Annotated in this window: 14 protein-coding genes, 2 pseudogenes and 1 riboswitch; all 16 genes and pseudogenes read left to right on the top strand. The window is 29.4% G+C overall.

The window, feature by feature from the left end:
• The first annotated feature begins 21 nt into the window (after nt 1–21).
• The 16 genes and pseudogenes from DJ007_RS20170 to DJ007_RS07710 all read left to right on the top strand — a co-directional run bounded on the left by DJ007_RS20170 (nt 22) and on the right by DJ007_RS07710 (nt 18,837).
• A pseudogene (locus DJ007_RS20170) lies at nt 22–1,238 on the top strand (M20 family metallo-hydrolase).
• A gap of 12 nt (nt 1,239–1,250) precedes the next feature.
• Nucleotides 1,251–1,382: a hypothetical protein gene (locus tag DJ007_RS19155; RefSeq protein ID WP_276318713.1), complete on the top strand. Its 132-nt coding sequence runs from the start codon at nt 1,251–1,253 to the stop codon at nt 1,380–1,382.
• Nucleotides 1,383–1,520: 138 nt separating this feature from the next.
• Nucleotides 1,521–1,796, top strand: coding sequence for a LytS/YhcK type 5TM receptor domain-containing protein (locus tag DJ007_RS19150; protein ID WP_206076223.1), 276 nt, complete (start codon nt 1,521–1,523; stop codon nt 1,794–1,796).
• Between the two features lie 76 nt (nt 1,797–1,872).
• On the top strand, nt 1,873–2,286 hold the full coding sequence (locus tag DJ007_RS19145) for a LytS/YhcK type 5TM receptor domain-containing protein (protein WP_276318712.1): 414 nt from the start codon (nt 1,873–1,875) through the stop codon (nt 2,284–2,286).
• A gap of 79 nt (nt 2,287–2,365) precedes the next feature.
• On the top strand, nt 2,366–2,782 hold the full coding sequence (locus tag DJ007_RS15845) for a histidine kinase (RefSeq protein ID WP_240739436.1): 417 nt from the start codon (nt 2,366–2,368) through the stop codon (nt 2,780–2,782).
• A 26-nt stretch (nt 2,783–2,808) separates the two neighbouring features.
• A complete protein-coding gene (locus DJ007_RS15840) occupies nt 2,809–3,174 on the top strand; it encodes an ATP-binding protein (protein WP_206076221.1) in 366 nt (121 codons plus the stop codon).
• Nucleotides 3,171–3,851 (top strand): LytR/AlgR family response regulator transcription factor, encoded by a 681-nt coding sequence (locus DJ007_RS07755; RefSeq protein ID WP_129409101.1) that lies wholly within the window; start codon nt 3,171–3,173, stop codon nt 3,849–3,851. Before DJ007_RS15840 ends, DJ007_RS07755 begins: the two co-directional genes overlap by 4 nt.
• Before the next feature lie 134 nt (nt 3,852–3,985).
• A pseudogene (locus DJ007_RS20165) lies at nt 3,986–5,670 on the top strand (carbon starvation CstA family protein).
• A gap of 197 nt (nt 5,671–5,867) precedes the next feature.
• A complete protein-coding gene (locus tag DJ007_RS07745) occupies nt 5,868–6,920 on the top strand; it encodes a fibronectin type III domain-containing protein (RefSeq protein WP_129409100.1) in 1,053 nt (350 codons plus the stop codon).
• Nucleotides 6,921–6,934: 14 nt separating this feature from the next.
• Nucleotides 6,935–7,141 carry a hypothetical protein gene (locus tag DJ007_RS07740; RefSeq protein WP_129409099.1) on the top strand — a complete coding sequence of 69 codons (207 nt, stop codon included), beginning with the start codon at nt 6,935–6,937 and terminating at the stop codon, nt 7,139–7,141.
• A gap of 34 nt (nt 7,142–7,175) precedes the next feature.
• Nucleotides 7,176–10,739 carry a fibronectin type III domain-containing protein gene (locus DJ007_RS07735; RefSeq protein ID WP_129409098.1) on the top strand — a complete coding sequence of 1,188 codons (3,564 nt, stop codon included), beginning with the start codon at nt 7,176–7,178 and terminating at the stop codon, nt 10,737–10,739.
• A 249-nt stretch (nt 10,740–10,988) separates the two neighbouring features.
• The gene (locus tag DJ007_RS07730; RefSeq protein ID WP_129409097.1) at nt 10,989–14,573 is read left to right on the top strand and encodes an LVIVD repeat-containing protein; all 3,585 of its coding nucleotides are present in this window, start codon (nt 10,989–10,991) and stop codon (nt 14,571–14,573) included.
• Between the two features lie 85 nt (nt 14,574–14,658).
• A riboswitch (cobalamin riboswitch) is annotated at nt 14,659–14,828 on the top strand.
• Nucleotides 14,829–14,881: 53 nt separating this feature from the next.
• Entirely contained in the window at nt 14,882–15,766 is an 885-nt protein-coding gene (locus DJ007_RS07725) for an ABC transporter substrate-binding protein (RefSeq protein ID WP_129409096.1), read from the top strand.
• Nucleotides 15,767–15,808: 42 nt separating this feature from the next.
• On the top strand, nt 15,809–16,747 hold the full coding sequence (locus tag DJ007_RS07720; RefSeq protein ID WP_240739385.1) for a FecCD family ABC transporter permease: 939 nt from the start codon (nt 15,809–15,811) through the stop codon (nt 16,745–16,747).
• Between the two features lie 25 nt (nt 16,748–16,772).
• Nucleotides 16,773–17,537, top strand: a complete 765-nt coding sequence (locus tag DJ007_RS07715) for an ABC transporter ATP-binding protein (RefSeq protein WP_129409095.1) — start codon at nt 16,773–16,775, stop codon at nt 17,535–17,537.
• Nucleotides 17,538–17,685: 148 nt separating this feature from the next.
• Entirely contained in the window at nt 17,686–18,837 is a 1,152-nt protein-coding gene (locus tag DJ007_RS07710; protein WP_276318720.1) for a KamA family radical SAM protein, read from the top strand.
• Nucleotides 18,838–19,165 lie beyond the last annotated feature (328 nt).

Below are 19,165 nucleotides of genomic sequence, written 5' to 3'. Positions count from 1 at the left end.
ATAATTTAAAGGGGAAATCAAATGGATATTATAAATCATGTGGAGAGTATAAAAAATGAAGTAATAGAGGCATTAAAAAGTTTGTATCAATAAATTCGGTTAATCCAAGAGGTGGAGGTCCTGGAGAAAAAGAAGTTGCAGAATGGTTGGAATCCTATTTAAAAACATTAAAATTTGATGAGATTAAAAGATATGATGCTCCAGATGACGCTGTGGAATATGGATTTAGACCAAATATTGTTGCTATATATAAAGGAACAAATCCTGAAAAAACAATATGGTTTATTACACATATGGACAAAGTTCCTGAAGGAGACTTGTCATTATGGGATCATGACCTTTTGATCCTATTATAAAAGATGGTAAGATTTACGGAAGAGGGTCAGAAGATAATGGAAGTTCGTTAATTGCTACATTATTTGGAGTTAAATCAATAATGGATTTAAATATCAGACCCAAAGATAATATAGGGCTTGTTTTTGTTTCTGACGAAGAAACAGGCAGTGATTATGGAATAAAATATTTGTTAAAACAAAATATTTTTAATAAAAATGATTGGTATTATGTTCCTGATTCTGGAAATAATGAAGGTTCATTTATTGAAATAGCTGAAAAATCTATCCTATGGTTAAAAATAATTACAGAAGGGAAACAGGCTCATGCAGCTACTCCTAATGTTGCTAAAAATGCACATAGAGCCGCAATATATTTTGCAAAAGAATTAGATGAATTTTTGCATGAGAAATATAATGCTGTAGATGAAATGTTTGGTAGAATTCCAATTTCAACATTTGAACCAACAAAAAAGAACATAATGTTGATAATGTAAATACTATTCCTGGAACGGATGTGTTATATTTTGATTGTAGAGTATTGCCACAATACGATTTAAATGAAATATTAGATGATGTAAATAAAATAAAAGAGAAATATGAAAAGAAATTTGGAGTTAAGATAAACATCGAGATTCCACAAATGGAAAACGCACCAAAACCAACACCTGCAGATCATCCTATGGTATTAAAATTAAAAGAAAGTGTAGAGAAATTAAGAAATATAAAAACATTTGTTGGTGGAATAGGTGGAGGTACTTGTGCAGCTATTTTAAGACATGAAGGATTGCCTGCAGTTGTATGGGAACTATGGATCATATGGCGCATCAACCAAATGAATATATAAAAATAGAACATTTAATAGCAGATACAAAAGTATATGCATATTTAATGTCAAATTTATAAGGGAGGAAAGATATGAAAACATTAATATTATATGGTTTTGGAATAGGAGTTGTAGATATTAGGAGTATAAAAAAGGTTAAAGGACAATATGAAAAAGTTATAGTATTTGTTTCAAAAGGCCACAGGGAAAAGCTAAAGAAATGATAGAAGAACTTGGGACTATATAGAAATAAATTCAACCTTGAACTTTTATAAAGAAGCTAAAAGAAAGGCTAAAGAAATTAAAGATTCAGAGTTAAAAGATTTAGGAGATTTTGGAGATAGGGCGATGATGAGAGACCCATGTTAGGAAATATTAGTTTAATATTACTCGAAAGAGTATCTTTGATACTGGTAATAACGTATATAATTTTCCAGACATATTTTATAAAAGAGATTTTTGGCAAAACTCTTGTTGCTAAAAATAAAATTGTTCTCGGTATTATTGGAGGATTACTTGGTATTTTAGGGACACTTTTTGGTGTTAAATATAATGGTGCTATAGTAAATTATAGGGATATAGGAGTTATTCTGGCAGGTATGTTGGGAGGATTCCTGGAGGAATTATTGCAGCATTAATTTCAGCAATATTTAGAGTTTTTTAGGAGGTATTACAGCAATTCCATGTTTTTTTGGAACGTTAACTGCAGGAATTATGAGTGGAGTAATATCCCAATACTATGGAAGACAACATTTTACTTTTTTTAGAACGCTTTTTTATACAGCGATTATTGAAATAGTTCATTTAACCTATGTTTTAATCATGGTAAAACCTTTTACTCTTGCTTATGATATAACTTTTAATATATTATTTCCAATGGTAATAACAAATGCTCTTGGCGTATCGTTTTTAAATTTTATGATTCTAAATATGGAAGAAAAACTTGAATATACTGCAGAAAATGCTATGAATTCAATATTTTTTATAATGGAAAAGAGTTTAAATACTGTAGAAATAGGTTTTAATGAGGAAAGTGCTAATATAATAGCTCAAGTTATTTTAGAAAACACAGATTTTGAAGCAGTAGCTTTAACAGATAAAGAAAAATTCTTGCTCATGTTGGTATAGGTGATGACCATCACTTTGCCGGCTTGAAATAAAAACAGGAGCAACAAAAAAGGTAATAGCAAATGAAAAAGGTTTGAAAGTGGTGGGGAAAAAAGGAATAAATTGCGAAAAAGATAATTGCCCTCTTTATTCTGCTTTAATAGTGCCATTAAAAGATTTGAATGGGGATTTAATAGGAACATTAAAATTATATTATTCTAAAAATAATACCATAAAGAATTCTGATGTTATTTTTGGTAAAAAACTTGCACAAATTTTGTCTTTAATAATATCTATTTCAAAAATGAATAAAAATTTAAAATTAGCAACAGAAGAAAAATTAAGAGAATTAATGGCAAATTTAAGTCCTCACTTTTTATTTAATACCTTAAATGCTATAAAATACATATCTAAAAAGGAACCTCGAAAGGTTAATAAATTTATAGATAATTTATCTGATTTGTTGAGATACACACTTTACGAAAACTCGAAATTGGTAACAATAAAAAAGAAATAAGTTTTACTATTAACTATTTGGAACTAATGAAATTACGATTTAAAGACAAATTAGACTATGAAATAATTTTTGATAAAGAATTAGAAGAAAAGTTAATCCCACCATTTATATTACAGCCTTTAGTAGAAAATTCGATAAAACATGGGATGAAAGATGATAAATTATTGATAAAAATCGTAATAGAAGAAAAAGATAGTCAAGTTATTATATATGTGGAAGATAATGGTAAGGGTTTTAGAAGCTTAAAAAATAGAGGTAAAGGACTTTCTTTAATAGAAAATAGATTGAAATCATTATATGAGGATAATTATACATTTAATATAAAAAACGGTTTATTTAGTGGAACCACGATAGAGATAAAAATTAATTCAAAAGTTGGTGAGCTAATATGATAAATGTTGCTATAATAGATGATGAATACTATGCAAGAGAAACATTAAAAGATTTAATTAATGAAATGAGTCCTTTTGAAATAAAGGGATGTTTTGAAAGTGTTGAAGACTTTTTAAAAAGCAAACTAAAAAACGATATTGATGTTATTTTCCTTGATATTGAAATGCCAAAAATGAATGGTATTAAGGCTTCAAAATATCTTGAAAAATATAAAATTGTATTTGTTACTGCTTATTCCGAATATGCAGTAGATGCATTTGAAGTTAAAGCATTGGATTACCTAACAAAACCGGTCTCGGAAGTAAGATTTATAGAAACAGTTAATAGAATAGAAGAAGCTTTTAAAGATACAAAATTAAGTAAAATTGCTGTTGAAAATAAAAATGAAATAATATTTTTGGATTTTGAAGAGGTATATTATTTTGAATATTTCGAAAAGAAAATATTGGTTCGAACAAATAATGAAGAATATGTGTTAAAACATTTTAAGAATTTAAATAAATTGGAGAAAGAATTACCAGATAATTTTCTCAGGATACATAAATCATACATTATAAATCTTAATTATATAGATAAGCTCATAAAAGATTTGAATTCACTTCAAATGAAGAATAATAAAATTATTCCTATTGGAAAAACTCATATGAAAGATGTCAGAAATATGCTTAATATATGATGTCAAGAAAAATACATATCTTTTAATACAAAAAAATGACCGTTCAGGTCATTTTTTTGTATGTTTAATTGTTAAATTAATATATCAACTGATATACTAATCATACACAAAAAATTATGAAAGGGGAATTCTGTGTGAATTCATTGCTTTTAGCAATTTTAGCTTTTGTAGGTTATTGGTTAGCTTATAACACGTATGGTAAATGGATTGCAAGAAAGATTTTTGGGCTAAATGACAAAAATCCAGTACCATCAAAGGAATTTGAAGATGGCGTCGATTATGTTCCTACTAAAAAACATATTTTATTAGGGCACCATTTTACAACAATTGCAGGAACAGGTCCAATTGTTGGTCCGGCAATAGGTGTAATTTGGGGTTGGGTTCCAGCATTTATATGGGTATTTTTTGGTTCCATATTTATGGGTGCAGTTCATGATTTCACATCATTAATCGTATCAGCCAGAAATCAAGGAAAAACTATTGGTGAATTAACAGGTAATTTAATCAATGAAAGAACAGCAAAAATATTTTTAATATTGATACAATTTTTGTTGTGGATAGTTTTAGCTGTTTTTGGATTAATTGTAGCTTTATTATTCAAAATGTATCCACAATCAGTATTTCCAGTATGGATGGAAATACCTATAGCAATGTGGTTAAGTTATATGGTTTATAACAAAGGTAAAAATGACACAGTATATTCAATAATAGCTGTTATTTTAATGTATGTAACAATAGCAATAGGGTTCTTATGCCAATAAAAGGTATTTCTGTAGTTACATGGATTTACATCTTAATGGTTTATGTATTCCTTGCTTCAACTTTACCAGTACATAAATTATTACAACCAAGAGATTATATTAACTCACATGAATTATTGATTGCAATGGCATTGTTGGTATTGGGTATCTTAGTTGGTCATCCGAAAATTGTTGCGCCTGCATTCCAAACAGTTCCAGATGCACCACCATTATTCCCAATTTTATTCATCACAATAGCTTGTGGCGCTATTTCAGGATTTCATAGTTTGGCTGCCTCAGGAACAACAGTAAAACAATTGGAAAAAGAAACAGATTCTCTTCCAATTGGTTATGGTGGAATGATTTTAGAAGGCGTTTTAGCAACTATAGTTATAATTGCTGTAACTGCAGGTTTAGGGATGAATGGTGGAGGAGTAGAAGCATTTACATCACATTATGCATCATGGGCAGCAGCAAGTGGTTTAGGTGCAAAATTATCAGCAGTTATCAATGGTTCAGCAAATTTGATGAATTCTTACGGCATTCCTTTAGACTTAGCTAAGACAATAATGGCTGTATTTATTGTTTCATTTGCTGGAACAACAATGGATTCATCTGCAAGAATTCAAAGATTTGCATTGCAGGAATTATTCTCAAATAAAAATAAAGAAGTAGTAGTAAAACCATTAAAAAATAGATATATTGCTACGGCAATTGTTATTTTAGCAGCAATGGCATTAGCATTGTCAGCAGATGGGGGTAAAGGTGCTTTAATATTATGGCCAGTTTTTGGTGCATTGAACCAATTATTAGCAAGTTTAGCATTGTTAATAGGTACAGTTTATCTTGCTAAGAAAAGGAAACCAATCTGGATTACAGGATTACCAATGTTATTCATGATGGTAATAACATTATATGCAACGTTCATGAATTTAAAGAAATTTATAGCTTCAAATAATGGATTGTTGATATTTATCACAGTTGCAACACTTATTATTGCATTATGGATTATAATTGAAGGATTTATAGCAATAGCAAAAGCTGGCAAAGAACCAGAACCAGTTGAAGAGGAAATATAAACTTATAACAAAAGCACCCAAATCGGGTGCTTTTGTTATAGTAAATAGAAGGAGTATAATAAATTAAAATAAAACACACAAGAGCATTAGCTCTTGTGTGTTTAGGTAAATAATTAATCATTATAGAAAAATAATACGAAGATATTATTAAGAACTAAATGAACTTTTGAGTAGTCAAATATATAGGAGGAAATCTTATGAAAAAGATATATAAATTATTAATAATACTAATTTTATTGTTTTTTCTACATGGGTGTATATTTCAAAATCAACCTCCTATAATTGAAACCATGAGTCCATCAAATGGTGAAAAAGTTAATCCTGATAAAATAACCTTCAAATGGACGGCTAAAGATCCAGAAGGAAAAACATTATATTATAATTTTTATTTATTTTCAAATGGAAAACTTGTTAAGGAAGAAAAGAACCTGGCAGGAAACAGTTATGTTGTAAAAAACTTAGAGAATTTAGTAAAATACGAATGGTGGTTGGAAGCAATTGATGAAAATGGTGAAAAAGTTAAAAAAAATTCTCAATTTGAAACATATAAACCAAATACTAAACCAATTAAATCATTTTTAATATCTCCAAGTAATAATGATAATTCAGTTTATCCATATAATATAAAATTCCAATGGAACAAAAGCTTGGATTTCGATGGAGATATTGTTTTATATGATTTATATTTAGATGATGCTACACCTCTTAATACTCCTGTAGCAACATCATTAACTAAGACAGATTATACGTTAAAAAAATTGAAATTAGATACTACCTATTATTGGAAAGTAGTATCCTATGATACATATGGATCATCTACTACTTCAGAAACATGGATGTTCAAAACATTATCAAATACACCACCAATTGTTGATTTTCCTCAAAAAAATTTTATAGTAAAAGAAAATGAAACATTTGAATTAGATCTAAGTAATTTTGTATCAGATATGGAAGATGATTATTTTGAATATAGTATAGTAACAAACAACGGAGCCAGCATTCAAGGAAATAAATATATATTTAAACCAGGATATAATTTTGTAAAACATTTCAATTTAAGTAAAAAAATTCAAGAGCAAATAATTGTTTCAGATACAAAAGACAATTCCAGTGGATTTTTAAATATTATTGTTAAAGATGTTAATCAGCCTCCGGAAAAGCCGAAAATCACTTATCCTTTAAATAATTCAATAGTTCCTAAGGATTTTATATTAAAATGGAATTGTTCTGATCCGGATGGGACGCTTTAAAATATGATATATATTTGGGAAATTATTCTAATAATTATACGAAAATAGCTACAGACGTTTCTTCAGAAGAATATAGTTTTAGTTTGAATTATGATACCAATTATTATTTAAAAATAGTAGCAAAAGATGAATATGGCGGTATAACAGCAAGTGATGAAATATATTTTAAAACTAAGAAAGAACCAACGACACTTCAATGGGAAAAGATATTTCTGAAATAAAGAATATTTTATATATAATAATAAACTAATAATTGTGAATAAAGATAAAATAAGTAGTTTAAATACAAATGGTATAGAAGATTCTTCAATTGACATAAGTAATATAATGCCAAATAGTGTTATTTTTGGGAATTTAATGTTTGTTCCTATCAATGGCGGGATATTAAAAATAATAGATTTAGATAAATTTGAAGTTATTAATACAATAAAAGTGCCTGGAGAAATTGTAGGAATTACTGCGGATGAAGATTATAAAAATCAAGAATATTTATATATAATAACTGAAGATGGAAGTGTATATGTATACAATTTAGAAGATTATACTCTTTACTGGAGTAGAGAGTATAATATAATACCAAACGGGCCTATCTTAATAATCGAAAATGGATACTTAATTATATCTGGTAATTATGAAGATTCTGGAAAAATAATTATTACGAAACCAAAAGGTAGAATATATAAAGAAATAACATTTTCTCAAAAGATTACAACTCTAATTTCAAATGATGAAAATTATAATATGTACTTTGCTACAGGAAATAAAATATATTCTTATACAAAGGAAGGAAATAAAAATTGGGAATTAAATTTATCAGAAAGCATAGAAAATGATATTGTATATGATGGAGATTATTTATATGCTGGTGGGAAAAGCAAAGTATTTAAAATAGATAAAGGAGGGAATTTAGTAGATACATATATTTTGAATAATATTTATACAAAAACATTATTAATAACTGGCAATAAGAATTTAATTGCAGTATTAAATGATGGAATAGCTCAAAATGAAAATAAGATAGTCCTGAAGAATTTTGGAGAAATAAAAACGGATGTTTTGTTGAATGATGGTTTGTTATATTTTGCCTCTGAAGATAAATTGTATTCTATTTCCATTGAAGATGAGAATATATTGAATGATTCATGGCCAGCTTTTGGGAAAAACATCTTTAAAAATAGAGATTCATATATGAGAAATAACTCTTCTCCAGAAAAGCCAGAATTAACTTATCCACAAAATCAAAGCATAGAAATTCCAAAAGATGTTGTGTTAACCTGGGAATGTGATGATCCACAAGATGATGATTTAATATATAAAATATATTTGGGTGAAGATGGAGATTTAAATTTGATTGCTACAACAAATGCAACATCATATGAAGTTAATTTAGAAAACAGTAAAAAATATTATTGGAAAGTTGTAGCAAATGATGGGGAATTGGAATCGGAAAGTGATATGTATAGTTTTTATACAATTCCTGCGCCTGCGGAGGAAAAATTTAAAGTTAAAGTTGAAGGAGCAACTATATATTCTCCGGCAATATCTGAAGATAACACTATATATTTTTCTACCAGTTCTGGAAATGTATATGCTTATAATCCTTATGGAAAACAACTATGGAAATATGAAACGAATGGATTTATAAAATCTCCAGTTGTTTTAAATCCTTTAGATCAAATAATTATTGGTAATGAAAATGGAGAATTATACATTATTAATTCAGATGGTAGTTTATCAAACTCTATAAAACTTGATAGTAGCATATCAAAACCAGTTGCTTTAAGTGGTAATAGTGAAATATATGTAATAACAGATACAGGTAAGATATATAAATTAGGACCTTTTGGTAATGAAATATGGGAAAAACAATTAAATGGAATGCCTACAACTAATATAGTGGTAGATAATAATGATAACATATATTTTGGATTAAACAATTATCTATATTGTTTGGATTCAAATGGAAAAGAAATATTTAAAAAAAGCTTTAATAGAATAATTTCTACTGAGCTTTCAATGGATAATAATGATAATATATATTTTGCAACAGAAGAGAATAAAATTTATTCTATTAATAGCTTTGGTAATATAGAATTTGAAAAAAATATAAATGAGAAAATATCAGGATCTATACTTATTGCAGAGGATAATTCTATAATCTTTGGATCTCACGAGGGCAAATTATACAAATATTATTATAAAAGCGATGATATGAAAATCATAGAATTAAAAGATATACCATATTCATTTATTTTAATGGATAAAGTAAAGTATATAACGACAAAAAATAAATTTATCATTTATAATGGAAATCTGGAATGGTATGATGAATATAGTAAAATAAAATATTCTCCAAATATAGATAGTAATGGAGTTATAATTTTTGGCACCATAGATGGTTATTTATACGGGATTTATGGAGAAACACAATTTTTACGCAATTCACCATGGCCCATTTCTTTAGGGGATAAAAAACATACTGGAAATATAAATAAAAATATAATAATGCCTTCTAACAGACCACCTTTAAAACCGTATAATCCTTATCCACAAAACAAGAGTGAAATTGCTTTATCTAATGTTACACTATCCTGGGAATCATCAGATCCAGATGGCGATGTAGTATATTATGATGTTTATTTTGGAGATAGTGTAAGTCAGGAGTTAAAAGCTCAAAGGCTTACAAAGAAAGAATATCAAATATCCAATTTAAAACCAGGGACATATTATTGGTATGTTAAAGCACAGGATGACTATGGAAATACCTCAAAAAGTGATTTGTGGAGTTTCACAGTTAAAGAAGTTGTTGGTGAAAATAATCCACCTCTTAAACCTACGTTGCTAGAACCAGCAAATAATAGTGAAAATATACCTATAAATGCTAGTTTGAAGTGGTCATGTTCTGACCCGGATGGAGATGCTTTAAAATACGATATATATATTGAAAAAGAACCAATATTATCTACACCTAAAGAAACAGATTATGAAGGAACATCATATAGTATTAACTTAGAACCAGGAGAGACGTATTATTGGAAAGTAGTTGCGAAGGATGGTAAAGGTGGGGTAACATCAAGTGATATATACTCATTTACTACATCAGTAAAAGTAAATAATCCACCAAATATACCACAATTATTATCACCGCCGAATAATGCGACAGATATTGATCCAGATGTTACTCTGGTGTGGAATGCGACAGACCCTGATGGTGACTCATTGACATATGACGTTTATTTAGACAAAACTCAAAATTTCTCATCACCATATAGAACAAATATTTCAACTACATCATTGTCTATATCTGATTTGGAATTAGGAGTCACATATTATTGGAAAGTAGTCGCAAAAGATGGAAAGGGTGGAGAAAATAGCAGTGATACTTATTCATTTACAGTAAAGGAATCAATAGGTCCATTAACACCAAAATTGTATTTTAAAGATGTAACAATACAATCTGGAGGTCAGGGAGATCTTATTATTCATGGTCAAAAGCTGGAAAATGTTCAGGCCTTCGATATAGAAATAAGTTATGATAAAACAAAATTAACACTATCACAAAATAATATTCAGGCAATTGGTGAATTACAGGGAAGAAGTTTAATAATTAATATCAATAATGGCAAAATAAAAATAACAACATTATCATTTTCACCTTTTACTATCAATGATAGTGATATTTTAAAAATCACATTTACCGCAATAGGGAATAGTGGTAATACAGAGGTTGAATTTACGCCAAATACTAAAATTGTAGATTCAAATGGTAAAGAATTAGATGTTGATATTAGCGATATTGGTATTATTGCTATTCAATAAAAAATAAAGCCACATTTGTCAAATGTGGCTTTATTTTTTATAAAATTTTTTGAGATGATATTTGCTAATTCTTTGCTAAACAAAAATATTTTATACTTGTTAAAAACACATTTTTTGAACCGATAGAGAGATTATATAGTCTAAACAATAAAATAAAGTTAAATTTAATATATTTTTTTAATATTTATAAAGTTTTTTTTTTTTGGTCGATTTTATTAATGCCAATAAATAATACACGGAGGTGAAATTATGCGGAACAAAAAAGGATTCTTATTTATGGGGATTTTGCTGTTGGTGGCATTTGTTTTGGTAGGATGCTTTAAGACAGTCCCGGTAGAAATGTTGAATACAAATCATATAAGTGTAGACTTAACTGCAAATTATGATTTTTATTCAAAGGTAAATGCATCAGCTATTGAGATGGAATTCAATACAAGAATACCAAAAGACGCATTTATTTATAATAAAAACACATCATTGATGCTGGTAAAAACGTATCCTAACAAAACAGTTATAATGTTTTCAAAAGCACAAAAGGATATAGTTAAAGGTGAAAAACTGTTTTCAGTAAAAAGAAATTATTTAAATGTAGAAAAAACACAAATTGAAACTAAAGCAGCATTGTTAGCAGGTAATAAGGTTATTACAAAAGCAAGTGCTCCGTATTCTGATGGTTTAAGCGTTTCGGATGCAACTACTTTAAGATCAGGTGATGAAGCTTCTATAGTGATTCATGCAAAAAATATCTCAGGAGTAGAAAGTTTTCAGATTCATTTATATTATCCAAACACTTTAATAGATATTGATACATCAAAAGGAAATAATGGAGTTCAATTATTGAATTCAGCAGCAGTAAATACATTACTTTCAGATCCAATAAATAATCCAGGAGATTTAGAAATAACCTTTACAACACAAAATGGTAGTGAATTAACTATTGAAGACGAAGATATTGTAAGAATATATATTATTGCAAAAGATGTTAATCCTAAAGGTCAGGGTAATACGAGCTTAGATGTTACTTTGTTAGATCACAGTTTGAATACAGTTTCTGCTGATACATATGGTGGAGACATAGTAGTTTATGATCCTATATTATTAGGTGATTTTGATGATCCAGATACTACAGGTGATGAAAGAGATAATACTGTTGATATTGATGATTTCTTAATCTTTTTGGATCATTATGATACTCAACTAGGTGATGCAGCATATGATGCGGATTTTGATATATATCCTTCAGAAATAGCTCCTATTTCTGATTGGCAAACAAATTCAATCTATAGTATAGCTTTTCCTGATGGTAAAATAGACTTATATGATTTCATAATTTTTGCAAGAAATTATGGTAAAAACTTACCAACAGAAAATTCACCACCAGTATTTGGAGGTGCTGCTCCTACACCAGCAGATGGAGCAAATAATGTTTCTATAACAACAACACTTGATTTTGATAACGCAACCGATCCAGATGGAGATAGCGTTACATATGATGTATATTTAGGAACAGATCAAACATTGGTAAATAATTTAGATTCAACAACAAAAATAGCTACAGATTTAACTAATTCACAGACAGCAGCTTTATCTTTATTAAGAGGAACAACATATTATTGGAAAGTAGTCGCAAAAGATGGAAAGGGTGGAGAAACTCAGCTTCCTGGTTCAAGTACGACATATAGTTTCTCAACAGTAACATTGGATAAAATATTTGTAGCAGGAGGATATGAAGGAGTATTTGTAATTGATGTAAGCACACCTGCAAATCCAAGCATAGAACAGGATGCTGGACCATCAGATAATGTAATAGATACAGATGGTTACGTATATGATGTAGCAAAATTTGATATTAATTCAGAAGGTTATGTAGCAATAGCTGATGGCGATAAAGGGTTAAAGGTAGCATTTTATGATGATGATAACACATCACCTCAATTTGAGTTAGATGACCAATTAGATCCATTCTACGTAGGAGATGAGGCGAAAGGTGTAGCTTATTATACATCAGGAGGAAATTATTATATTTTAGTAGCATCAGGAACACAAGGATTATACATAGCACAATTTGATCCAGGTACTACGGATGATGCTAATGGTGACGATGATGATCCATCAGGACAATTTACATTAACATTAAAGTCACACCTTGCAATTAATGGAGATTCAAAGTCAGTAACGGTAGATGGAACGGCAGCATATATAGCAGCAGGTTCTGGTGGAATGGTAATAGTTGATATTAGTGATGTAACAAATCCAGCAATCGTAGGAACGTTAAGCGATATTTCAAATGTATTAGATGTTGTTGTAGATGGAAATTATGCATATGTAGCAGCTGGAGAAGATGGAGTATATAAAGTAGATATTAGTGATGAAACAAATCCAAGCGTAAGTACATCATATAATACAGCTGGTTATGCAGAAGCAGTGGATGCATTAGGTGATTATGTATATGTAGCAGATGGTTCCAATGGAGTAGTAAAATTAGGTAATTCTTCATTGGCATATGTAGGAAGATATAATACAGCAGGATATGCAAAGGGGATAATTATAGATGGAGGAACAGGATTTATAGGAGATAGTTATAATGGATTGAATATTATAGATATAAATGCATTAACGTTAACGGGTAGTTTTGATTTAGGTTCGGTAGCAAGGGATACTTTCGTAACAGGAAATAGATATTTGATAGTTGCAGATGGTGATAATGGTGTAAAAGTATATGATGCAGGAGCTAATTTAGCAAATATAGCAAATCCAACATTAATTGATACAATTGACACTCCAGGTTATGCAAGGTCTGTTTATTATGTTGCTCATGATGATGGAGCAGGTGCTGAAGAATATCTTATATATGTAGCAGATGGTCCTAAAGGTCTTGCAGTAATAGATGCAGATGCAGATGCAAATGACACACCATTTGAAAATGCAGCAGATATAGCATTAATAGGAAATATAGATACAGACGGTTATGCATATGATGTTTATCCATATGCTGTAGATGGAAGTTTTGATTTAAGTGGAGATGAATGGCTATATGTAGCAGATGGTCCTAAAGGTTTAGCAGTATTTGATATAACGACACAGGCAAACACAAGAGTTCCAGTTTATGTAAATACATTTATAGATACTGGTACAGGTTCAAGTAACGCTGGTGTAATGATGGCAATAGGTTATGATGATGATTATGATACAACTACAGCTGGAGCACAACCAGGATTATTAGTAGCAGATGGAGAAGCTGGTATAGTATTATTTGATATTTCTACAGCAAACAGTCCTTCATTACCAGATTCAGACCACGCTCAGGATAGATATGACACATCAGGAACAGCATTTGACTTATACGTAGACACAGCAAATGATAATGCATATGTAGCAGATGGAACTCAAGGATTAACCGTTGTTAATTATTCATATGATGGTGCTGGCGCATTAACCTGGACACTTAAAGGTGGCGTAAGATTCGATGATGCTATAATTACAGGTATTAATCTAAGAGTAGCAGGATATTATACATTAGCAGCAGGAAATAGAGGAGTTGTTGTATTTAGAGTAGCAGATCCAACAACATTATCAAATGCTGATGCTTTACATACATCAGGTAATGATCCAGATGGTGATAATGACTATGTAGCAAGTGAATATGATACTCAAGGTGCAGGATATAGTGTAAATTATGTAGGTAATGGTGGTGCAGGTGCAAATTATTATACATTAGTAGCAGATGGTGATAATGGAGTTGTAGTATTATATGATAATAATTCAACACCTTATACACCAGGTCTAACGAGCGATTATAAATGGATTAACTTTGGAAACTTAGTAACTAATTAATTTAATGTGTTTATCAATTCCCCGGGGTTTTCCCGGGATTTTCTTTACATGAAGGATTTTTCATGATATAATATCATTGACAATTAAATAAAAATTCCTTTAAAGTGTGAGGGAAAACGGTGAAAATCCGTTGCGGTCGCGCCACCGTGAATGGGGACGAAACCAACACTATGCCACTGGAAACATTTCTCTGGGAAGGCGTTGGGAGTAGGATGAGCCATGAGCCGGGAGACCTGCTTTAAAGGGATTTGTTCCATCTTCTCGCGAAAAGAAGATGGAAAATAGATTTTTTATAGGAGGGATTATAGATGAAAAAGGTATTTTTGGCGTTATTATTGGTATTGACATTATCTTTGTTTGCCTTTCAACCTGTGGCATTGGTTGACGATTTAGGAAGAGTGGTAACCTTTGAAAAGAAAGTTGAAAGAATTGTAGTAGCAGCACCAGCTATTTCAGATTTTGTAGTAAAACTTGGTGCAAAGGATAAAGTGGTTGGAGTAACGGATTTTGATTCATATATTACCGATGTAGAAAAAATAGGAAATATGGTTCCATTAAATGTAGAAAAAATAGTATCATTGAATCCAGATGTTGTATTATTAACTGGAGGATTTCAGGAAGGTGAGGTTTCTAAATTAGAAAAATTTGGTATTAAATCCTTTGTTATAAATCCAACAACATTAAATGAGATGTTTAGAGATTTAACACTTGTAGGCGTTATATTAGGAAAAGACAAAACAGCTCAGGATTATGCACAAAAATTAAGAGCTCAAATGTTAAACATAGCAAAAAATACTTTTTCCTGGAAAGAAAAGCCGAAAGTTATGTATTTATCCGCATATGGTAGTGTTTCTCAAATGTGGACATGTGGAACAGGTTCATATTTAAATGAATTAATCACTTATGCAGGCGGTATTAACTTAACAGCACCATATACAGGAAATAACGGTTGGTTTGCAGTTGGTCCGGAATTTGTTGTTAAAGAAAATCCGGATATTATTTTGGTTCCAGCATATTATCCAGGAGATAAGGGTGCATATGATTTAATAATGAATGCAGAACAATTTAAAGATGTTAATGCTGTAAAAAACAAAAAGGTATTTATAATTGACGGTAATAAAGCATCATTACCAAACACAGGATTAATAGACTTATTGGGAGAGATTAATAAACTCTTCAGTGAAAATAAATGAAAAAATTAAAATCGGGGGGAATTCCCGATTTTTTCCCTGTTATTGGGAATAGTTTTTATTATATTATCTATAATATTATTTACATCTTTAGGAACGGTAAAAATACCCTTTAAAAATGTAATTCTTGCATTTGCAAATAATTCAGATAATCCATTGTATGATAGAATAATATTCAATTTAAGATTACCAAGGGTAATAGGTACTTTATTAATAGGAGCAATACTTGCAATAGCTGGTAATGATTTTCAAATGATAATAAAAAACCCACTTGCCGACCCATTTATTATTGGTATATCTTCAGGAGCGAGCTTTGGAGCAGTAATATATACCGCTTTAAAGAGTGTATATGGAATAGACTTACCATTTGGAATAGAAACATTTGCTTTTATTTTTGCTTTAATAGCAACGATTATAACCTTTTCCCTTGCCAAAGAAGGGAAAAAAATACCTGTTGTTTCTTTGATTTTGAGTGGTGTTATAGTTGGTTTTGTGTTTAATTCTATTTCGACATTATTTACAGTGTTATTCTGGCAAAATCTTTTACATGTGAATTTCTGGCTCATGGGAAGCACTGGAAATATTGTATGGAATGATTTAATAATATTAACTATATTTTTGGTGTTACAAATAGCAGTGAACTTTATTTTTAAAAAACATATAGAAGTAGTTGCAATGGGAGATGAAATATCAATTTTTTCTGGTATTAATCCAGAAAAAATAAAATTAATAGTATTAACAATAAATGTTTTTGCAGTTTCTGTTGTGGTTTCAAAAGCTGGTATAATAGGTTTTGTTGGATTGATAATTCCACATCTGGTTAGAAAAATAACAGGTCCAAATATATATTATTCAACAATTGGATCGATGATATATGGAGGTATATTTTTAGGATTTGCTGATCTTTTTTCACGCTACTTATTCAGACCAACTGAATTACCCATTGGGGTAACAACCTCTCTTGTGGGGCTCCTATTTTTATAATCATTATGAAAAGAGGAAATAGATTATGAAATTATTGGAAATAAAAAATCTCATGTTTTCATATAATAATCATTTCAATCTTGAAATTGAATATTTATATCTTGAAAAGGGTGAATTTGTTTCTATAATTGGGCCTAATGGTTCAGGGAAGACAACAGTTTTAAAATTATTGACGCTTTTAGAGAAGAAAAAAAGTGGAGAAATAATATTATTTGATAAGGAAATAGAAAATTATTCAAAAAAAGAGTTATTTAAAAAAATCTCAGTTGTTCCACAGGAATTTTTTACATCCTTTGATTTTACTGTTGAAGATATTATTTCAACAGGCAGAATTCCATATGAAACGTTATTTTCTAAAGATGAAGATATCATTATTAAAACTATGAAAAAGACAAATACATTGAAATTCAAGGAAAGAGTATACAATACACTTAGTGGTGGTGAAAAACAAAGGGTAATGTTAACAAGAGCATTGGTGCAAAATACCGATATATTATTATTAGATGAATTTGTTTCGCAAATAGATCCGGGATATACGCAACAATTGGTTAGAATGGTAAAAGAAGAATCAGTGAAAAATAATAAAAGTGTTTTATCGATTTTTCATGATGTAAATCTGGCATCTTTATATTCTGATAGAATATATATATTCAAAGAAGGAAAAATAAAATATTCAGGAAAACCGGAAGAGATAATAACAGAGAAAATAATGAAGGAAATTTTTGATATAGATTGTATAATTACAGAACACCCCACAAAGAAAAAACCTCAGGTTATATTTGAATATTAAAATACATCTTTTTTGAGAATGTGGAGAAATATGATATAATATTAATGCTTCAAAAATACTTTCTATACGTCTTTAAATAGAAAACTTTCAATACTCATTTAAGTAATCTGCGAACCATCATTCGCATTATTTTTGTTTTATATTCAATATTCAATTCTTTTTATTTAATTTTAGGGAGGTGTTAGAATTGAGTGTAAAGTATATAATTGATATTGATAAAGTAGAACAATTAAGTCAGGAAGAAAAAAAAGAATTAAAAAAGGTTACAGAAAAATATAAGTTTAGAGCAAATGATTATTATTTAGGTTTAATCAACTGGGATGATCCAGATGACCCAATAAGAAATCTTATCATTCCACAAATTGGAGAATTGGAAGAATGGGGAAGACTTGACGCTTCAAATGAAAAATCTTATACCATAAGTAAAGGATTACAACATAAATATAGAGATACCGCATTGCTTTTGGTAAATGATGTATGTGGTGGATTTTGTAGATTTTGTTTCAGAAAAAGGTTATTTATAAATGTTGGTGCAGAAGTGGTTAGAGATGTAAGTGAAGATTTAGAGTACATTAAACAACATAAAGAGATAACCAATGTACTGTTAACAGGTGGAGATCCATTGCTATTATCCACTAAAAAACTTGAAAATATTATAAAACAAATTAGAGAAATAGAACATGTTCAAATAATCAGAATAGGTTCAAAGATGGTAGCTTTTAATCCGTATAGAATTATTGAAGATCCAGAATTAATTGAAATGATAAAAAAATATTCTACAAATGAAAAGAAAATATATATTATGACTCAATTTAATCATCCAAATGAAATTACTGATGTTGCAATTAAAGCTGTAAATATGTTATTAAAAGCAGGTGCGATTTTGGCAAATCAAACTCCATTAATAAAAGGAGTAAATGCTAATTGGAAAACCTTGATGGAATTGTTTAAAAAATTGTCATTCATAGGAGTTCCACCATATTATGTTTTCCAGGGAAGACCAGTTGCTGGTAATAAGCCATTTGCTGTTCCTGTGGAAGAAGGATATCAGATATTTCTTAAAGCTATAATGAATATATCAGGACTTGCAAAAAGAGCAAGATTTGCTATGTCACATGAAACAGGTAAAATTGAAGTTGCTGGTCTTACAAAGGAACATATAATTTTTAGATATCAAAGAGCACATGATCCAAATAATGCAGGAAAGTTCATGGTGTTTAAAAGAAATCCAAATGCATATTGGCTTGATGATTATAAAGAACTTGTTGAGGAATATGTTATAGACAATCCTTTACTCTAAACACTTCACAAAGTGAAGTGTTTAGAGTAAAATATTTAATAATAAAATTCTTTAAACCTTAGATTTTCGCAAAGCGAAAGCTAACGCTTCATTACGTAAAATATTTAGAAAAAATTACTTAATAATAAGGAATTCAAATCCCTTTGCTTCGCAAAGTGCTTAAGCTCCTTTGGGAGCTTTTATTTTATACTTTGCCTGAAAATCAAGACTTCTGGAATCAGAAGTCTTTTTTTAATATTTGTTTACATTAAAAATTTAATCTTGACTTTTTTTATCCTATTTGGTATAATTTGGTTAATCGGATATTTTTAGTCTACATTGATTTGAG

The sequence above is a fragment of the Marinitoga lauensis genome, from assembly GCF_004135675.1.
Lineage (GTDB): Bacteria > Thermotogota > Thermotogae > Petrotogales > Petrotogaceae > Marinitoga > Marinitoga lauensis.
Note: the sequence above shows the minus strand (reverse complement) of the source record. Positions and strands in the feature narration are given on the sequence as shown.